Below are 17,856 nucleotides of genomic sequence, written 5' to 3'. Positions count from 1 at the left end.
ATCGGTTGGGGGGTGTGTTCGGAGGGTTATACGGGCGGGGGCGGGGTGGGGTTCCGGGTGTGGTCGGGTGGGGGTTTGCGGGCCGTCGGGGCGGGGGCGGGTTGTTAGTGTGGCGGCATGTCGAGGCCGTTGCCCCCGGGTGATCCCGCGCAGTTGGGGCCGTATCGCTTGTCGGCGCGGTTGTCGGAGACGCCGGCGGGGATCGTGTTCCTGGGGGTGGACGGGGAGGGGCGGCGCGCGAGCGTGGCGGTTCTGAACCGGGGCGCGGCGGGGGATGCGGCGGCGCGGGACCGGTTCCGGGCGGCGATCAACGCGGCGGTGCCGGGGCGGGGTGGGGTGCCGGGGCTGGTGCCGGGTGGGCCGGCGCCGGTGGTGGCGGCGCAGCCGGATGGTCCGGCGCCGTGGGTGGCGACGGCGTATGAGGCGGAGCGGGCGGGCGCGGAGCGGTTCTTGGAGCCGGTGTTGTTGGAGGGGTCGTTCCGGGGCCGGTGGGGGCGGCGGGGGCCGGGGTTTCAGCCGTACTGGTTGGGGTCGGGGGAGCCGGCGTTGGATCGTCCGCTGGAGCGGCCGGTTCCGGGGCCGGAGGTGGTGGGGGAGCGGCCGCCGGAGCGGAACTTGGTGGCGGCGGTGCTGTCGTTGGCGGCGGCGTTGGTGGTGCTGGCGTTGCTGATGGGGGTGTTGTTCGCGTGCCAGCCGAAGGCGAAGGAGCCGCCGCCGTTGCCGCCGGAGCCGACGCCGACGGCGCAGGTGCCCTCACCGTCGCGGAAGCCGTCGTCGCCGCGGCCGTCGCCGTCTCCGCCGCCGGTGAGCCCGTCGGCTCCGACGACGCCGGGTCCGTCGCCGTCGGGTGGCGGCGGAGACGACGGTGGTCCGGTCTGACCTGGTTGGCGGCGTTCTGTGGGGTTTGGTGCTGGGTTTTTGCGTTGCGTGGTGGCGTGGGGGTGGGCAGCATGAGGGGATGCTGGAAAGTCTGATCGCTTTCACGGGCGCGGCCGTGCTGATCGCGGTGGCGCCGGGCCCGAGCACAGTCGTGATCATGCGTCAGTCGTTGCGGACGGGGCGCCGCGGCGGGCTGGCGACGGTCCTGGGGAACGAGGCCGGGGTGCTGGTGTGGGGGCTGGCGGCGGCGGTGGGACTGTCGGCGCTGCTGGCGGCGTCGCGGCTGGCCTATGACGGGCTCCGGGTCGCGGGCGCGGCGGTGCTGGTGTGGTTCGGCGTGCGGGCGTTGTGGCGGGCGCGGCGCGGCGCGTCCGGTGACGGGGCGCAGGACCCCGGCATCATGGACGGGATGGACGCGGGCGGCGCCGGTGAGGACCGCGTGTCGGGGTGGCGGTGTTTCCGGCTGGGCCTGGTCACCAATGTCGCGAACCCGAAGGCGGGGGTGTTCGCGGTGTCGTTCCTGCCGCAGTTCGTCCCGGACGGATGGTCGGTGCCGGTGACGCTGGCGGGGTTCTCGGTGCTGTGGGCCCTGATCGACCTGGCGTGGTACGCGGCGGTGGTGTGGCTGGTCGGCTCGGCGCGGCGGGTGCTGGGCCGTCCGGTGGTACGGCGGCGGCTGGAACAGCTGTCGGGCGTGGTGCTGGTGGGGCTGGGAGTGCGGCTGGCCGCCGAGGCCCGGTAGAGCCCACCTGCACGTCCGGCCGCCGGGACGGGTACCCGGCGGGGGAGGAAGCTCATCGAGTCAGGGCACCGGAGGGGGTGGCGGTGGGCAGGCCGCGCGATCGGGGGCGCCGCACCGAACTGCTCGACCAGGTGATCGACTATCTGGCCGCGCACGGCCTGGCGGGGCTGTCGATGCGGCCCCTGGCCGGGCATCTGGGGCAGAGCACGCGGGTGCTGACGCATCATTTCGCCGACAAGGCCGAGCTGGTGGGGGCGGTGCTGGCGCGGCTGGACGAGCTGCAGCGCGAACGGCTGCGGGCGCTGCCGGGCTGGGACGGCGAGCGCCCGATGGGCGAGATCGTCCAGGCGGCGTGGGAGCGGCAGCTGGCCGAGGAGAACCTGCCGTTCACACGACTCGTCCACGAGATCGAGGGTCTGGCGGCGGGCGGGCGGCTGGCGGGTCAGGTGACGCGGCTGCTGGCCGACCGCGTCGAGTTCGTTGCCGCCTCGTTTCGGACACGGGGGGTTACGGACCCGGACGCACGGCATTATGCGACGGTTCAGAACGCGGTGTTCGCGGGTCTGCAACTGGACGTCCTGAACACCGGCGACCGGGCACGCGCAGACGCGGGCATCGCGTGGCTGGCCGCCACCGCCGACGGCTGGGTCGCCGCCGCGCACCCCCGGCGGCCCTCACCGTCCCGGCGGCCCCGGCGGTCCACGCAGGTCACAGCCCCAGGCGACTCGGCTGCCGAGACGGGTGGGGACGGTGGTGCCGAACGTGACGGCGACGGGCGGATGGCGCCCGGGTGACACACCGGTGAAGATCGTGGCCCGCGGGGCGGGTGGTTCCCCGGGAACGCTCACGGACACATGATCGCCCTACCGGGGCGGCGCGCCGTAGCCTTGGGCGATGACCGCACTGGATGACCTCGTCGACCGTTACATGGACGAGCTCGCCGTCCTGGACCCGTGCCAGGCGGCGATCATGGGGATCGCCGGGCAGGACTCCCGTCTGACCGACTACGGCCCCGACGGGCTGGCGGCCCGCGCCGACCTGGCACGCGCCACCCTCGCCCGCCTGGACGCCCTGGCTCCCGCCGCGCCCCCCGCTTCCGCTTCCGCCGCCGGTTCCGGCGGCACCGCGCCGGACTCCCCGCCAAGCACCACCCCCCGAACCGTTCCCGGCACCGCCGCGGGCACCGCGCCAGGGACGGAGGCCGACTGCGACCGGATCGCCGCGGCCGTGCTGCGAGAACGGCTGGAGACCGACCTGGCCCTGCACGACGCCCGTGTCCACGACACGGCCCTGAACACGCTGGAGGGGCCACTACAGCGGCTCCGCATCGCGATCGAGCTGCTGGACCGCGGCCCTGACACCGATTGGGACGCCGTCCGGGGCCGGCTGAGGGCGCTGCCGGGCGCCCTGGACGCGCTGCGCACCGGCCTGGTCGCGGCCTGCCAGAACGGGCGGGTCATCGCGCGCCGCCAGGTTGCCCGCAATGTCCAGGGCTGCCTGGAGACCCCCGGCTGCCTGGCCGAACTCGCCGCCCGGCACGGCGCCGGCCCGCTACGCGCCGAACTGGACGACGCCGTCGCCGACGCGTCCCGGGCGCTCACCGAGTTCGCGGAGTTCCTGTCCGGGGAGCTCGCCGCCCGCGCGCCCGAACGGGACGCGTTGGGCGCCGACCGGTACCAGCTGGGCGTCCGCGACCTGCTCGGCACCACCCTGGACCTGGAGGAGACCTACGCGTGGGGCTGGGAGGAACTGGCCCGGATCGAGACCGAGATGGACGAGGCGGGGGAGCGGATCCTGCCGGGCGAACCGCTGCCGGCGGTGCGCGCCGCGCTGGACGCCGACCCCGCCTACCGCATCCGCGGCGCGGACGCGTTCCGGGCCTGGATCCAGGAACTGGCCGACCGTGCCATCGGCGACCTGGACGGCGTCCACTTCGACATCCCCGAGCCGCTGCGGCGGATCGAGTGCCGGATCCCGCCGGTGGAGTCGGGCGTCTACTACCTGGCGCCCTCGGAGGACCTGTCGCGTCCGGGCAGGGTGTGGTGGACGGTCAAGGACCGTGACCAGGACATCGTGACGTGGACGGTGCCGGGCATCATGTTCCACGAGGGTGTCCCCGGGCATCACCTGCAGCTCGGCGTGACCATCCTGAACACCGGCCTGAACCGGTTCCAGCGGCTGTCCAGCGAGCTGTACCCCGGGTACTGCGAGGGGTGGGGCCTGTACGCCGAACGGCTCATGGGAGAGCTCGGCTACTACCACGATCCGGCGCACCGGCTGGGGATGCTCGCGGGCGGGCAGCAGTTCCGCGCGGCCCGGGTCATCCTGGACATCGGGATGCACCTGGAACTGAAGATCCCCGCAGGCGCCGGCTTTCACGAGGGCGAGCGGTGGACGCCGCAGCTCGGGCTGGAGTTCCTGCGGGCCCACGCGGGCCCCCAGCCGGAGGCGGCGATCAACTTCGAGATCGACCGGTATCTGGGACTTCCGGCGCAGGCCATCGCCTACAAGGTGGGGGAGAAGGTGTGGCTGGAAGCCCGGGAGGTGGCACGCGCCCGCGCGGGCGCGTCGTTCGACCTCAAGGACTTCCACCGCCGCGCACTGGCGCTGGGGCCGATGGGCCTGGACCGGATGCGCGCCGAACTCACCCGCCCCTGACCCGTTTCCTCCGGTATCGGCGCCACCGGCACCGGCTCGCCCCGCAACGAGCCGGTGCCGCAGCGCCCCCGGCCGCCAGACGGCCGGGGGCGCTGCGGGACCCGGCGCCGACCCGCCCCTCCGGCCCCCGCAGCGAGCGGTGCACCGGCCAGGGCCGTCATCGCGGCCCGCCCCGGGAAGGCCCTCACGGGTTGACGGCCACACCCTTGACGAAGGTGTAGTGGAACGTCCCACCCTCACGGGCCGTGGCCTCCAGGTCGGCGATGCCCCGATCAAAGGACCCGGGATCGGTGAGCCCGGCGGCGACGGCCGCGTCACGGACGGCCGCGACCATCGCGATGAACGTGGCACGAGTGAAACCCTCCATCAGCGTCGGCCGCGTCCGGTCGGCGTAGACGGTGCGGGGACGGACCTCGACACGCTCGAACCCGGCGGCCGACAGCAGCGGCTGGAGGCGGCGGCCCAGCAGCGCGTCACCACCCGCGGCGCCCTGCAACCGCACCAGATGGCCGATCGCGGCGCGGGCGGCGGCGCTGTCGGGGTGGAAGAACGCCGACCCGTGGTCGCCCTCGATCACAGTGATCGTCCCGCCGGGCCGCAGGACCCGCCGCACCGCCGCCAGCGCCGCCGCCGGGTCGGGCAGGTGCTCCAGCACGAAACACACGAACACATGATCGAACTCGGCGTCGGCGAACGGCAGCGCGTGCAGGTCGGCGCGCACGAACTCCACCCGCCCGGCGCCCGCTGACAGCCCACCGGCGGCCGGGACGGGGGAGAGGGCCGTCAGACGGGCATGGGCCCGCGCCAACGACGCGGCCGACACATCCACCGCGACCACGTCCGCACCGGGACTGGACGCGGCCAGGTGCACCGTCTGGGCGCCCACACCACAACCGGCCTCCAACACGCGGCTGCCCGGGGGATAGGCGGTCCCGTCGTGCAGCAGCGCCGCAAGGGTGTCGGCCTGATCCCCGAGCCGGCGTGTCTCGTCCTCGGAGTAACCGTGGACATAGCGCCGCGCCGCCCCCGTATGCGTCCCGGTGCGTGTTCCCATGGAGCCCACCGTGGCGCCACAATGGCCTGATGAACAGGTCCAATGATGCGGGCGATGACCGGACCATAACGGGGACCGGCGCGGACTTCCTGCAACTGGACCCCGCCGACGCCCCGCCGGGTGGGCTCTCGGACTGGCTGGCGGGCCGGCTACGCGACGCGATCGGCGACGGCCGGCTCCCGCTGGGCGGCCGCCTGCCGGCCAGCCGCGTCCTGGCCGCGGACCTGGGCGTGTCACGGGGCGTGGTCACCGAGGCATACCAGCGGCTCGTCGACGACGGACACGTCGCCGGACGCGGACGCGGCGGCACCGTCGTCGTCGCCGCACCCCTCGCCCCACCCCCGCCTTCCTCGCCGACACCGCCGCACCCCGCCGCGCCGCCGGCACGAACCGAACTAGCCGACACCACCGACAGCGCCTTCCCCGGCGTTCCGGGCAGCGAGGTGTTCGACGCGCTCCGCGCCGCACCCGCCCGCGTCGACCTGTCACCCGGCGTACCCGACCTGGCGGCATTCCCCCGAGCGGCGTGGCTGCGCGCCGAACGGTCCGTCCTGGCCGAGCTGTCGGCACCCGCCCTCGGCTACGGCGACCCGCGCGGGACACCCGCACTGCGCACCGCCGTCGCGGCGTGGCTGGCCCGCAACCGAGGGATCCGCGCCGACCCCGACGACATCATCATCGTCGCGGGCACCGCACAGGCCCTCGGGCTCCTGGCCCGCGTCCTGACCGGCGACGGCATCCAGGACATCGCCGTCGAAGACCCCGGCTCCCTCGGCACCCGCCAGCACCTGGCGTACTGGGGGATGGGCACCCCACCGATCCCCGTCGACGCCGGCGGCGTCCGCGTCGACCGGCTCCGCGCCTCCGGCGCGCCGGCCGTGCTCCTGACCCCCGCCCACCAGTTCCCCACCGGCGTCGTCCTGGACGGACCCCGCCGCCGGGACCTGATGCACTGGAACGCGGCCGGCGGCATCGTCATCGAGGACGACTACGACGCCGAGCACCGCTACGACCGGCCGCCCGTCGCGGCACTGCGCTCCATGCTCACCGAACGCCTCTTCTACGCCGGAAGCGTGTCCAAACTGCTGGCACCCGCGCTGCGGATCGGCTGGGTCCTCGCGCCACCCGGTCACCGCGACGCGCTCGTGGACGCCAAACGATTCGCCGACCTCGGCAACGCGGCCCTGCCGCAACTGGTCTTGGCGCGGCTGATGGAATCGGGGGAGATGGAGCGGCACCTGCGGCTGCTGCGCCGCCGGCACCGCCGCCGCCGCGACACAATGATCACCGCGATCCGGGCGCACCTGCCCGGCGCGGTCGTCCACGGCGCCGCCGCCGGCTTGCACCTGACCGTCACCTTCCCCGGAACCTTCCCCGACACCGCCCTGGCCGCCGCCGCTCTGGCACGCGGCGTGAAAACCCAGCCACTGTCGTGGCACGGACAGCGCCGCCACCGCCCCGGACTGGTCCTCGGCTACGCCGCCGCGACGCCCTCGAGCATCACCGGGGGCATCGCCGCCATCGGCGACGCCCTCCACCACCTCACCTGACCCCGGCGGCCGACCCTCACCCCGCCGCGATCAACCGCCCCGGGGATCACCGCTACTTAACATAATGTTCATTATCGACCAACGATCAGACCCCGTGAGAAGGGGGCAAGTCGGTCACTTTCGTGCGCCGGTTACACCTGGAGCGTCCGGGAGCTATTTGAGTCGGCGACTCGTCCGGGCCCGGGGATCGGTGAGGTGGCCGGGCGGTTCGCGGCCATCAGCTCAATCGCCCGGATAATCTTGCGTCAAGGTCAAGATCATCAATGTGGGCGGGTCTGGTGGGCCGGCGTCGGCCCGCCTCGGCGGGCCGCGCGGACGGTTCGGACCCACGCCGCGCCGCGCCGACCGGCGCCGAGCATGTCAGAACCTTCGGGGGCGCCGGCTGCCGGATCTGGATGTGGTGGATAGGTGGTGGATGCGGCGCCGGTCAGGGCTTCGGGGTTCTGGTTCTGATACCGAACAGAATTCAGCTTCTGTCTGCTTTACATAGTTTGTTGTCTTTTGTCGGGTTAGGTGAGGGTGATGAAGCGGTGGGCGTTGCGGATGGCGGCGGCGCCCTGGTCGTTGTTGAAATAGACGTAGGCGTCGTCTGCGGGCGCGATACGATGGGCCCAGCTTCTCAGGGCGCGGTCCCCGTACAGCGGCCTCGGGGACGCGGCGCCCTCGTGGAGCCGCAGGTAGAGCCAGTCGGCCGTCCGCCACAGCGGGGTGATCGGCCTGCCGAGGCGGTCGGCCCAGCACAGAGCGGCCCCGCGGCGTTCCAGGACGCGACGGACCTCCCCCGTCCACCAGGACGGGTGCCGGGGCTCCACGGCCACGCGGACGCCGCGGGGGAAGCAGCGCAGGCAGGCATCGAGGCGCTCGGGGGCGCACCGCAGGGTCGGCGGCAGTTGCAGCAGGACGGGGCCGAGCTTGCCGCCCAGTCCCCCGGCGGCGTCCATGAGACGCGCGACGGGTTCCCGCGGGTCGTGCAGCCGTTTCATGTGGGTGAGATACCGGCTGGCCTTGACGGCCATGACGAACCCCGGCGGGGTGGCGTCGCGCCACCGCTCGAACGTGGCGTGGTCGGGCAGGCGGTAGAAGGCGTTGTTGTTCTCCACGGTGCGGAACTCTTGCGCGTAGTGGTGGAGCCAGCGGTGTTGCGGCAGGCCAGAGGGGTAGAGCACGCCGCGCCAGTCGGTGTACTGCCATCCGGACGTGCCGACCGCGACCACGGCTCTCCCTCCCCTCGTCCAGGGTGCTCTACCCGGTCCGTCCAGGATTGAGCGTCACCTCTCCCCCGGGCGTCTGGGCCCGGCGCGGCGGCCGCGGGTTCGTGGTGCCCGTGGCGGTCAGCGATGGGGTTCGAGGGCGCGCATGTAGTCGACGAGGCGGACACCGATCTCGAAGGGGACGTCGGCGGCGTCCAGGTCGGGGTCGGGCCAGGTCTCGGAGATGCGGCGCCAGATGCCGCGGCCGAGGAAGACACCGGTGTCGGGGTCGTCGCCGAGGTCGGGGCGCCAGGCGGCTTCGACGGCGAGGAGGCGGGTCAGGACGGCCTGGTTGTCGGGTTCGGCGGGGTGTTCGGCGTGGAAACCGATCTCCAGGGCGCGGGTGCGGGCGCCGGGGGCGATCTCGGCAGGGATGATCTGGGCCTCGTAGTGCTCGCGTTGCGTCCCGGGGTCGCCGAACCAGGCCTTGAGGCCGTTGTGGCGGACGTGCAGGTGCAGCCGGCCGAGGGCGGGCGGGGCCGCTCCCCGGACGACCTCGCCGACCTGGTCGAACAGATTCCGGTCGGTCACGTTCTGGATCTTATGGGTTTCGTCGGTGGGGAACGGTAGCGTCCGGCGGGTGCGTCCCAGTGATGTCCAGCGGCTGACGGTGACCGAGACGGTCGACCGTTATGTGGAGATGGTCCGAGCGAAGGCGTCGACGGGTGCGCTCGCGCCCGGGACGGCGGAGGTGTATGCGCGAGACGTGGTGACGTTCGCGGCGCTGGCGGGACCTGAACGGGTACTGGACGATCTGTCGGGTGAGGACGTCGACGCGGTGCTGCTGCGGTTCGCCCGCAAGCCGGACGGGCGGCGGTCCCGTCCCGCCAGACCGGAGGCCGAGGCGGCTGCGGTGCCCGGCGGTGAGCGCGCGGGGTCGGGTGCCGGCGCTCCGTCGCAGAGCGCGGCGTCGCAGGCGCGGTTCCGGCGTTCGGTGTCGGCGTTCTTCCAGTACGCGCTGGTCGCGGGCTGGGTGCAGCTGAACCCGATGCAGGCGGTGACGTTGCGTCCCCGGCATCGGGGCGGGCTGCGGGCCGAGCGGCGGGCGTTGACGGCCGAGCAGGCGGAGGGGCTGCTGGGGGCGGCGCGGGAGCTGGTGGAGGTGGCGCCCGCGGCGGGCGGGCGGCCCGATCAGCGGACGGAGTTGCGGGACGGGCTGATCGTGTTGTTGCTGGCGGCGGTGGGTCCGCGGGTGTCGGAGCTGACGCGGGCGAACTCCGAGGACTTCTTCGTGAACGCCGGGACGCGGTACTGGCGGATCTTCGGTAAGGGCGGGCGGACGCGGGACGTGCCGCTGCCCCGCCCGGTGGTGGAGGTGCTGGACGCCTACCTGCGTGATGGCCGCCGGGTGCTGGACCGGGGGCGCGAGCCGCGGGCGCTGCTGTTGTCGTGGCGGGGGCGGCGGTTGGCGCGCGGTGACGTGCAGGCGGTGATCGACCGGGTGCTGGCGCGGGTGGAGCCGGGCCGGCGGCGGGGGGTGACGCCGCACGGGCTGCGGCATACGACGGCGACGCATCTGCTGGCGGCGGCGACGGACATGGACGCGGTGCGGCGGGTGCTGGGGCATGCGGACCTGTCGACGCTGGCGCGTTACCGCGACGAGTTGCCGGGTGAGCTGGAGGCGGCGATGCGGGTGCATCCGCTGCTGGGGCCGGTCGAAGGGCGTCCGCGTCGCGGGTGAGTCGCGGTGAGGTGTGTCGCTGCCGCGGTGACGGCGGGGAGGCGGTGGGTCACCCGTCCGATCTGCGCGGGTCAGCGGTCGTCGTGGGAAGGCCAGATGGCGTAGGACAGGAGGATCGCGGCCCAGATACGGCGTCCCGGTCGCTGTCGGACGCGCGCACCGTCCCCGCAGCCGTGGGGGTCGCGGTGACGGGGGTGGTGGTGGACGCGGTGGTGTCGTCCTGCGGTTGCATGGCGGGCCTCCCTCCACATGTTCGTGTTCGTGCCTGCTTCCAGGGTCGCCGGTGGTGGGAGGCGATGTCGTCCTGCGGGGTGAGGATCCGCCGGTACATCGTTCGCAGGACCCGTGTCCGTCCTGGCGGTGTACTGCCGAAAGTGGGGGTCGGTCCTGGTCTTCCGTCCGATGCGCTCCCGGTGATCGTTTTCTAGCGTCGGGGAGATGGACGGTGTTGTGGAGTTCCTGCACACGGCGGTGACCTCGCCCTGGTTCTATCTGGCGTTGTTCGCGGTGGCCGCGATCGACGGGTTCTTTCCGGTGGTGCCGAGCGAGAGCATGGTGATCACCGCGGGGGTGTACGCAGCGTCGGGCCGTCCGGAGCCGGTGCTGGTGGTGGTGCTGGCGGCGCTCGGGGCGTTCGTGGGAGACCATGTGGCGTATCTGATCGGGCGGGGTTCGGGTGGGCGGTTGACGCGGGGGCTGCGGCCGGGGACGCGGCGGCACAAGGCGTTCGTGTGGGCGCGCCGCACGATGGACGAGCGCGGCGGGATGATCCTGGTCGTGGCGCGGTATGTGCCGGGTGGGCGGACGGCGGTGACCATGACGATGGGCGTGGTCGCGTATCGGCTGCGGTCGTTCTCGCTGTTCGCGGGGATCGCGGCGGTGTCGTGGGCGCTGTATGGGACGGTGCTGGGCTACGTCGGCGGGGTCGCGTTCGAGGACGATCCGATCAAGGGGGTCGCGGTGGGGCTGGGGCTGGCCCTTGCGGTGACCGCCGCGGTGGAGGTCACCCGTTTCCTTCTCCACCGTCGCCGTGCCGCCGCACCGGTGGAGGCCGCTCCCCCGCGCGACACCGCGTCGGAGGATGAGAAGGCCGTAACGAAGACGGGCGTCCGGTAGGGGGCCGCGTCCGGGGTTCTTGTGCGTGGGGAGCACAGGTGCGTGGCGGGCGAAATCGAAGTATCGGGGACGGTGGGGTGGATTCTCGGCGCGTGGGCGCCCTTACGTGACAGGCTTTACGTGTTCGTGAACGTAGAGTGAACTTTGGCGGTCTGTCCGGGATCTCATTTCCTGGAGAGGCCGCCTCGATCGTGAGGGAGAGTATGCGAGCGCCAGACTTCAGTGCCGACCTGTACCGGGACATCACCGGGTTCGCGCACGGCACGCCGTCGTGGGTGCATTCGTTGGCGGAGGTCGGCACGGACGCGGGGCTGCTGCTGTTCGCCGTGCTGTTCGTGGCGGGCTGGTGGCGGGCGCGCGGCGGGGACGCGCGGGCGATGGGGCTGGCGCTGTCGGCGCCGTTGGCGATGGTCGCGGCGTATCTGGTGAGCGAGGTCTCCAAGAGCTACCTGCGGGAGGAGCGTCCGTGCCGTGCGGTGGCGGGTGCGATGAACATCGCGGCGTGCCCGTCGCCGGGTGACTGGTCGTTCCCGAGCAACCACGCGACGATCGCGGCGGGGTCGGCGGCGGCGATCGTGGTGGCGTGGCGGGCGATGGCGCCGCTGGTGCTGCCGCTGGCGGCGCTGATGGCGTTCTCGCGGGTGTTCGTGGGGGTGCACTACCCGCATGACGTGGCGATGGGGTTCGTGGTCGGGGTCGTGGTGGCCCCGGTCATGGCGCTGGTGCTGGTGCGGGTCGCCGAGCCGCTGGTGGAGGTGCTGCGGGGGGTCCCGGCGGGGGTGGTGCTGCTGGGGGCGCGTCGGGTCCCGGTACCTCCGGTGGGGGTGCCGGAGGCAGCGACGGGGCGTCCGGTCGTGCCCGCGGGTGCGGTCGGTGCGCCGCAGGCTGCTCCGGCCGGTGCCCCCGCGGGTGCGGTCGCGGGTGGTGGGGAGGCGGCGGTCACGATGCCGGACGTGATGGGCGGTGTCGGAGGGGGACGTCCGCTCCGGTAGCGCGGGCGCGTTGGCGAGGCCGGGCCGGTCTCTGGGTGGTGCTGCGGCGCCGTCTGGAGGCCGGCCCGCTGGTGTGGTGGGGCCGGCGTGGCGGGTCAGGCATGGCTGTGGTGTGCCCGGGGTGGGCCCTGACGAAAGTGGGGGTCGGACGGCGACGTTCGCGCACTGCGGCGCCCCTCCCCCGCCTCCTAGCTTCGGATCCGTGACGGCACACCACGGACGGGAGGCTCGATGATCACGCTGCGGGGTCTGACGAAGCGGTACGGGGACAAGACCGCGGTGCGGGACCTGACCCTGGACATCGCGCCGGGGCGGGTCACCGGGTTCCTGGGACCCAACGGGGCCGGGAAGTCCACGACGATGCGGATGATCCTCGGTCTGGACCGCCCGTCCGCCGGTGAGGCGCTGGTCGGCGGCCGCCCGTATGGGCGGCTGCGGCACCCGCTGCGGGAGGTGGGGGCGCTGCTGGACGCCAAGGCGGTGCATCCGGGACGGTCGGCGCGCCGGCACCTGTTGGCGATGGCGCGCAGCAACGGGATCGCCGCGGGCCGGGTGGAGGAGGTGCTGGCCACGGTCGGGTTGCAGGCGGTCGCCGGGAAGCGCGCCGGGTCGTTCTCTCTGGGGATGGGGCAGCGGCTGGGGATCGCGGGGGCGCTGCTGGGGGATCCGGCGGTGGTGATGTTCGACGAGCCGGTGAATGGGCTGGACCCCGATGGGGTGCTGTGGGTGCGGCGGTTGATGCGGTCGTTGGCGGCCGAGGGGCGCACCGTGTTCGTCTCCAGCCACCTGATGAGCGAGATGCAGTTGACCGCCGACCAGCTGGTGGTGATCGGGAAGGGGCGGCTGATCGCGGATGCGCCGGTCGCGGAGGTCATCGCGGGCAGTTCCCGCAACGCGGTGCGGGTCCGCAGCCCGAGGTCGCGGGAGCTGGTGGCGCGGCTGGAGGCCGAGGGCGCCGAGGTGAGGCGGGCGGGCGAGGACGCGCTGATGGTGGCGGGCCTGCCGATGGAGCGGGTCGGGCTGATCGCCTACCAGGGCGGGGCGCCGCTGCTGGAGTTGAGTGCGGTGGCCGCCTCGCTGGAGGAGGCGTACATGGAGTTGACGGGCGCGAGCGTGGAGTACGCCGCGCCGCTGCCCGGCGCGGGGACGGGGGCCCGGTGATGACGACGGGGACGCCAGGGACGACGGGTGTGACCGGGGGCCGCGCCGCGGGAACGGGCGCGGGGACGCGGGAGGCGCGCGGCGGGCCGTCGGAGGTGACCGGGGGCGGCACCCGCGGGGCTGTCGCCGCCGAATGGACGAAGATGTGGTCGCTGCGCTCGACCGCGTGGGTGCTGGCCGGTGCGCTGGTGATGATGGCCCTGATCTGCCTGATCAAGGCGTCCTCGACGGTGGCGACCAACAATCACCCCGGTGTCGGGGACCATCCCGCGGGCGTGGTGTCGGCGAGCGGGGTCGCGGCCAGGGCGATGGACATGGTGCAGTTCGTGGTGCTGGCCCTGGCCATCTTGACGCTCACCGGGGAGTACGCGACCGGCAGCATCCGCACGACGCTGCAGTGCGTGCCGGTGCGGTGGCGGATGATGCTGGCCAAGGGGGCGGTGGTCGCGGGGGTGGTGTTCCCCGCGGGGATCGTGCTGACCCTGGTGGGGACGGCGACCGCGGATCCGGTCCTGAAGGAGTGGGGGCGGTTGAGCGGTGGTGATCTGGTGCGGGACGCGGTCGCGTCCGGTGTGTACCTGACGTTGGTGAGCCTGATGATCCTGGGGGTCGCGGCGGTGCTGCGCAGCACCGCCGCGACGCTGACCTCGGCGTTCCTGTTTCTGATGGTGGTGCCGGTCACGCTGGCCAACAGCCGTTCGGAGCTGCTGGTGCGGGTGTCGGACGGTCTGCCCAGCAGCGCGGGGCGGTACTTCCTGGCCGGCGGCGGAGGCCCCTACCCGGGGTCGGTGGGGCTGGTGATCCTGGTGGTGTGGGCGGGTGCCGCCTTGTGGGGCGGGGTGGTGGTCCTGCGCCGCCGCGACGGCTGACCACCTCGCCCCCGTCCCTTTTCGGCCGGGGGCGGGTGGTGCGTGTCAGGCGGTGCCGGGGGGTCAGGGGGTGCGGGGGGTCTCGTCGATGCCGTCGACGAGACCCGCCTCGTAGGCGATCACCGCGGCCTGGACGCGGTTGCGGACGTCCAGGCGGGTCAGGATGGCGCTCACGTACGCCTTGACGGTCCCCTCCACGACGTGCAGCCGCCCGGCGATCTCGGCGTTGGACAGGCCCGCGCCCAGCAGCGCGAGGACCTGCCGCTCGCGCGGGGTGAGGCCGTCGGTGCGTTCGCGGGCGCGGGCGCCGCTGGACATGCGGCCGCCGCTCAGATCCGTGATCACCCGGTGGGCGACCTTCGGGGACAGGTAGGCGGCGCCGTCGGCGACGGCCCGGACGCCGGCGATGAGCTCGCGGGGATCCCCGGACTTGAGCAGGAAACCGCTCGCGCCGCCCGACAGGGCCTGGGCGATGTACTCGTCCTCCCCGAACGTCGTCAGCATGATCACGCCGGTGGCGGGGGCGACGCGGCGCAGCTCGGCCGCGGCGGCCAGGCCGTCCAGCCGTGGCATCCGGATGTCCAGCAAGGTCACGTCCGGGCGGTGGCCGAGGGTCAGCTCGACCGCCTGGTGGCCGTCGGCGGCCTCGGCGACCACCTCGATCCCCGCGTCGGCGGACAGGATCGCCCGGACTCCCGCGCGGATCATCGCCTCGTCGTCGGCGAGCAGAACCCGGATCACTGGCCGTCCTTCCCGGTGGTGCCGCTGGGGTAGGTGTTCTTGCTGGTCAGGGTGCCGTTGGTGAAGCACAGCCGGTAGATGCGGCTGAGGCCCAGCACGTTGGCGTCCGGGCGGTAGTAGCGGCAGTCCGCGCCGGCCGGTTCGGGGTGTTGGAGCCGGATGTCGCCGACGCCGATCGCCTCCCGGGATGGCAGGACCCGCTCCACCCGGGCCTGCGGGTCCCCGACGCGCAGCGCGTCGTAGTCGGCGGGCCGCAGCACCGAGTCGAACGTGGCGGACACGAAGTAGACGACCATCACCGCCGCCAACACCATGATCAACCCGGCGGGGACGGCGATCGCCACGATCAGGCCGCGCCGCACCTGGCGGCGCTCGCGTTCCAGGTACCGCGCCGACTCCGACGCCCACTCCCCCGCGCCCGGGGCGGCGTCGGTGGAAGCGGGGTGGCCGGAGTGGGGGGCGCCGGCGGGTGCGCCGTGGTCGGACACCGCCCGCGGCGCGGCGTCCTGCACCGTCGCGGACGCGTCGGCGGAGGCGGGCGGTGTGGTGGGCAGGTCGGCGACGATCTCGAACCCGCCGCCGGCGGTGGGGCCTGCGCGCAGCGTCCCGCCGGTCAGGCGGACACGCTCGGCCAGGCCCGTCAGGCCGCTCCCGCCGCCGAGCGGCATCAACGGTGGCGCCTTGGGGGGCTCGTTGGTCACGGTCACCCGGACCACCCCGTCCCCGCCGGCGGTCCCGTCAGCGTCGGTGTCTGTTCCGGTTTCTCTGCCGGCGGCCGCGTGCACGGTGGGGCCCAAGGTCACGGTGACGGCGGCGCCCGGGGCGTGCTTGACGGCGTTGGTGATGCCTTCCTGAACGACACGGTGCGCCGCCAGGCCGACCAGCCCGGCCAGCGCCGGGAGCGGGTCGCCGTCCGCGCCGCCGCCGCTGCCCGGGCCGCTGGGCGTGCCGGTGAACGCCAGGCGCACCGGGATTCCCGAGGCGCGGGCACGCTCCACCAGATCGGGGATGCTCTCCCCGGTCGGGCGGATCCGCGGGCCGCCCCGGCCGTCGCCCTCGCCGGCCTCGGCCTCGCCGGCGGTGTCCACCCGCAGCACCCCGATGATCTCCCGCAGGTGCTCGGTCGCCTCGGCCGCGCCGGCGCGCAGTTGCGCCGCCGCGTGCCGGTGCCGCTCGTCCAGCCCGGACGCCACCTGCAGCGCCCCCGCCCGGACCGCGATCAGCGCCAGTTCGTGGCCGAGGGAGTCGTGCATGTCCTGGGCGATCCGGGCGCGCTCGCGCAGCCGCTCCCGGTCGGCGATGATGCGCTGCTCGCGCTCGAGCCGGTCCGCGCGCTCCCACCCGGCGCGCAGCAGTTCCTGGTACTGGCGCCAGTAGCGGCCCACCAGCCAGGGCAGGACGCCCAGCAGCACCAGCCAGATCGTCAGCGGGAACCAGGTCGTCACGTCGATGCCGCGGAGCAGGTTCAGCACCGTCCCGCCGACGAACACCCCGGTGAACACCCACAGCACCGGGCGCGCCCTGGCGGACCGTCGCCCCGCCAGGTAGGACAGGACCGGGATCGCGAACCCGTAGTTGCCGTTCAGCAGGAGCAGCGCCACGACCGCGATCAGCGCCGCCAGCGGCCAGATCCGCGACACCGTGATCGCGGCGAGCAGGATCACCAGGCCGGCGGCCTGGGCCCACCAGGCCCCGTCGGCCTCGATCGGGGTGAGCAGGCCGACCGCGACCGGGAACGCCAGCACCGTGTACAGCACGATGTCCTTGACGAGCATGGACCGGGTCGGGCGTCGTAGCCGTGCCCGCAGCGCGCCCGTGCGCACGTCCCGGGTGAACGTCCGTGCCGCGGTGCTGACGGCGGGTCTGGCCGCGCCGAGGCTCGCGCGTGCGGCCGCTGCCCGGCCGGCCAGGCCCCGCCCGGTGCGCTGGGAGGTGGTCGCCGAGTGGTTCACCCGTCCCACGCTACAAGCCGGTGATCTGCGCTGATACTGCCGAAAGTCAACCAGCCCGCAGCCGGCCCGGACGGTCGTGGCCGCCTGCGGCCGGTGACCGGCCGAGGGTGGGACGGGTGGGCCCGCTGGTACCGCTACGCTGATCATCGGTGCGGTCCCGGCCGGGGGTCGCTGAAGTGCTGAACTACGGTGGGGCCGTGACTGAGACCCGACCGCCCCGACCGGTGCGGGCACCCGGAACCGGCGGGACGGCCGAGCCGGGCGGGAGGGCCCGCCGGACGCGCCGGCAGCGCGTGCCGCTGCGGCCCGGCCCGCTGCTGCTCCGGCCGGGGGACGCTGTCCTCGCGGTGGGTGTTCTGCTGGTCACCCTGACCATGAGCACGATCGTCGAGCGGCCGGGTGGGTGGGCGCGGCCGCCGTTGTCCGGCCTCCACGAGCACAGGGAGGAGATCACGTGATCCGGGTGGCGCTGGCCGACGACCAGACACTGGTACGGGCGGGGTTCCGGTCGATCCTGGAGGGCGAGGACGACATCGAGATCGTCGCCGAGGCCGGGAACGGGGAACAGGCCGTGCGGATGTCCGCCGACCTGCGCCCCGACGTCGTGTTGATGGACATCCGCATGCCCGTCCTGGACGGGCTGGAGGCCACCCGCCGCATCATGACCGACCCGCGGCTGGAGGCCGTGCGCGTCGTCATCCTCACCACTTTCGACCTCGACGACTACGTGTACGGGGCGATCAAGGCCGGTGCCAGCGGGTTCCTGGTCAAGGACACCGAGCCGCCCGAGCTGATCCACGGCGTGCGGGTCGTGGCGCGCGGCGACGCGCTGCTGGCCCCGACCGTCACCCGCCGCCTCATCGCCGAGTTCGCGTCCCGGATCACCGCGCCGCCCCCCGCCACCGAACTGGCGGCGCTCACCGACCGTGAACGCGAGGTCCTGGAGCTGGTCGCGGCCGGGCTGTCCAACGAGGAGATCGCCGGGCGGCTCGTCCTCAGCCCCGCCACCGCCAAGACCCATGTCAGCCGTATCCTGGCCAAGGTGGGGGCGCGGGACCGGGCGCAGCTGGTCGTCCTGGCCTACGAGACCGGCATGATCCGCCCCGGCTGGCTCGGCTGACCCCCCTTCGCCCGGCGCCGCCTCGGCCGGCGGTCGCCCCGAACGGGAAGGGGCCGTGCAACCGGGCCGGTCACCGCGGTGTTGAACGGAT

Annotated in this window: 17 protein-coding genes; 12 read left to right on the top strand and 5 right to left on the bottom strand. The window is 73.7% G+C overall.

Annotation, left to right across the window (positions count from 1 at the left end; all coding sequences use genetic code 11):
• Positions 1-117 precede the first annotated feature (117 nt).
• The 4 genes from AMA02S_RS44770 (at position 118) to AMA02S_RS30165 (ending at position 4,279) form a co-directional block, all read left to right on the top strand.
• Complete coding sequence (locus AMA02S_RS44770; RefSeq protein WP_067464897.1) at positions 118-879, top strand: hypothetical protein; 762 nt, start codon at positions 118-120, stop codon at positions 877-879.
• Positions 880-958: 79 nt separating this feature from the next.
• Positions 959-1,621, top strand: coding sequence for a LysE family translocator (locus AMA02S_RS30175; protein ID WP_067464894.1), 663 nt, complete (start codon positions 959-961; stop codon positions 1,619-1,621).
• Between the two features lie 83 nt (positions 1,622-1,704).
• Positions 1,705-2,415: a TetR family transcriptional regulator gene (locus AMA02S_RS30170; RefSeq protein ID WP_084265791.1), complete on the top strand. Its 711-nt coding sequence runs from the start codon at positions 1,705-1,707 to the stop codon at positions 2,413-2,415.
• A 100-nt stretch (positions 2,416-2,515) separates the two neighbouring features.
• A complete protein-coding gene (locus tag AMA02S_RS30165; protein ID WP_067464888.1) occupies positions 2,516-4,279 on the top strand; it encodes a DUF885 domain-containing protein in 1,764 nt (587 codons plus the stop codon).
• A 184-nt stretch (positions 4,280-4,463) separates the two neighbouring features.
• Here AMA02S_RS30165 and AMA02S_RS30160 read toward each other — a convergent pair whose 3' ends face one another.
• Complete coding sequence (locus AMA02S_RS30160) at positions 4,464-5,333, bottom strand: methyltransferase domain-containing protein (RefSeq protein ID WP_067464886.1); 870 nt, start codon at positions 5,331-5,333, stop codon at positions 4,464-4,466.
• A 29-nt stretch (positions 5,334-5,362) separates the two neighbouring features.
• Between AMA02S_RS30160 and pdxR the strand changes: the two genes are divergently transcribed.
• On the top strand, positions 5,363-6,883 hold the full coding sequence (gene pdxR, locus AMA02S_RS30155) for a MocR-like pyridoxine biosynthesis transcription factor PdxR (RefSeq protein ID WP_067464883.1): 1,521 nt from the start codon (positions 5,363-5,365) through the stop codon (positions 6,881-6,883).
• Positions 6,884-7,392: 509 nt separating this feature from the next.
• Here pdxR and AMA02S_RS30150 read toward each other — a convergent pair.
• The gene (locus tag AMA02S_RS30150) at positions 7,393-8,097 is read right to left on the bottom strand and encodes a DUF72 domain-containing protein (RefSeq protein ID WP_067464875.1); all 705 of its coding nucleotides are present in this window, start codon (positions 8,095-8,097) and stop codon (positions 7,393-7,395) included.
• A gap of 117 nt (positions 8,098-8,214) precedes the next feature.
• Complete coding sequence (locus AMA02S_RS30145; protein ID WP_067464872.1) at positions 8,215-8,664, bottom strand: hypothetical protein; 450 nt, start codon at positions 8,662-8,664, stop codon at positions 8,215-8,217.
• Between the two features lie 49 nt (positions 8,665-8,713).
• On the opposite strand from AMA02S_RS30145, the gene AMA02S_RS30140 reads away from it, so the two are divergent.
• The 5 genes from AMA02S_RS30140 to AMA02S_RS30120 all read left to right on the top strand — a co-directional run bounded on the left by AMA02S_RS30140 (position 8,714) and on the right by AMA02S_RS30120 (position 13,952).
• Positions 8,714-9,814, top strand: coding sequence for a tyrosine-type recombinase/integrase (locus AMA02S_RS30140; RefSeq protein WP_067464869.1), 1,101 nt, complete (start codon positions 8,714-8,716; stop codon positions 9,812-9,814).
• A 438-nt stretch (positions 9,815-10,252) separates the two neighbouring features.
• Positions 10,253-10,930 carry a DedA family protein gene (locus AMA02S_RS30135; RefSeq protein WP_067464866.1) on the top strand — a complete coding sequence of 226 codons (678 nt, stop codon included), beginning with the start codon at positions 10,253-10,255 and terminating at the stop codon, positions 10,928-10,930.
• A gap of 203 nt (positions 10,931-11,133) precedes the next feature.
• A complete protein-coding gene (locus AMA02S_RS30130; RefSeq protein WP_067464863.1) occupies positions 11,134-11,922 on the top strand; it encodes a phosphatase PAP2 family protein in 789 nt (262 codons plus the stop codon).
• A 231-nt stretch (positions 11,923-12,153) separates the two neighbouring features.
• Complete coding sequence (locus AMA02S_RS30125) at positions 12,154-13,083, top strand: ATP-binding cassette domain-containing protein (protein ID WP_067464860.1); 930 nt, start codon at positions 12,154-12,156, stop codon at positions 13,081-13,083.
• 29 nt (positions 13,084-13,112) lie between these two features.
• Complete coding sequence (locus AMA02S_RS30120) at positions 13,113-13,952, top strand: ABC-2 transporter permease (protein WP_084265744.1); 840 nt, start codon at positions 13,113-13,115, stop codon at positions 13,950-13,952.
• Positions 13,953-14,015: 63 nt separating this feature from the next.
• Here AMA02S_RS30120 and AMA02S_RS30115 read toward each other — a convergent pair whose 3' ends face one another.
• Both AMA02S_RS30115 and AMA02S_RS30110 read right to left on the bottom strand, forming a co-directional pair.
• Positions 14,016-14,693 (bottom strand): response regulator, encoded by a 678-nt coding sequence (locus AMA02S_RS30115; protein WP_067464857.1) that lies wholly within the window; start codon positions 14,691-14,693, stop codon positions 14,016-14,018.
• On the bottom strand, positions 14,690-16,645 hold the full coding sequence (locus AMA02S_RS30110) for a sensor histidine kinase (RefSeq protein WP_067464854.1): 1,956 nt from the start codon (positions 16,643-16,645) through the stop codon (positions 14,690-14,692). Before AMA02S_RS30110 ends, AMA02S_RS30115 begins: the two co-directional genes overlap by 4 nt.
• 197 nt (positions 16,646-16,842) lie before the next feature.
• Here AMA02S_RS30110 and AMA02S_RS42225 point away from each other — a divergent pair, with 197 nt between their 5' ends.
• On the top strand, positions 16,843-17,103 hold the full coding sequence (locus AMA02S_RS42225; protein WP_157430908.1) for a hypothetical protein: 261 nt from the start codon (positions 16,843-16,845) through the stop codon (positions 17,101-17,103).
• Positions 17,100-17,765: a response regulator gene (locus tag AMA02S_RS30105; RefSeq protein ID WP_067464851.1), complete on the top strand. Its 666-nt coding sequence runs from the start codon at positions 17,100-17,102 to the stop codon at positions 17,763-17,765. Before AMA02S_RS42225 ends, AMA02S_RS30105 begins: the two co-directional genes overlap by 4 nt.
• Positions 17,766-17,856: the final 91 nt, after the last annotated feature.

The organism is Actinomadura macra NBRC 14102 (assembly GCF_001552215.1).
Classification (GTDB): Bacteria; Actinomycetota; Actinomycetes; order Streptosporangiales; family Streptosporangiaceae; genus Spirillospora; species Spirillospora macra.
Note: the sequence above shows the minus strand (reverse complement) of the source record. Positions and strands in the feature narration are given on the sequence as shown.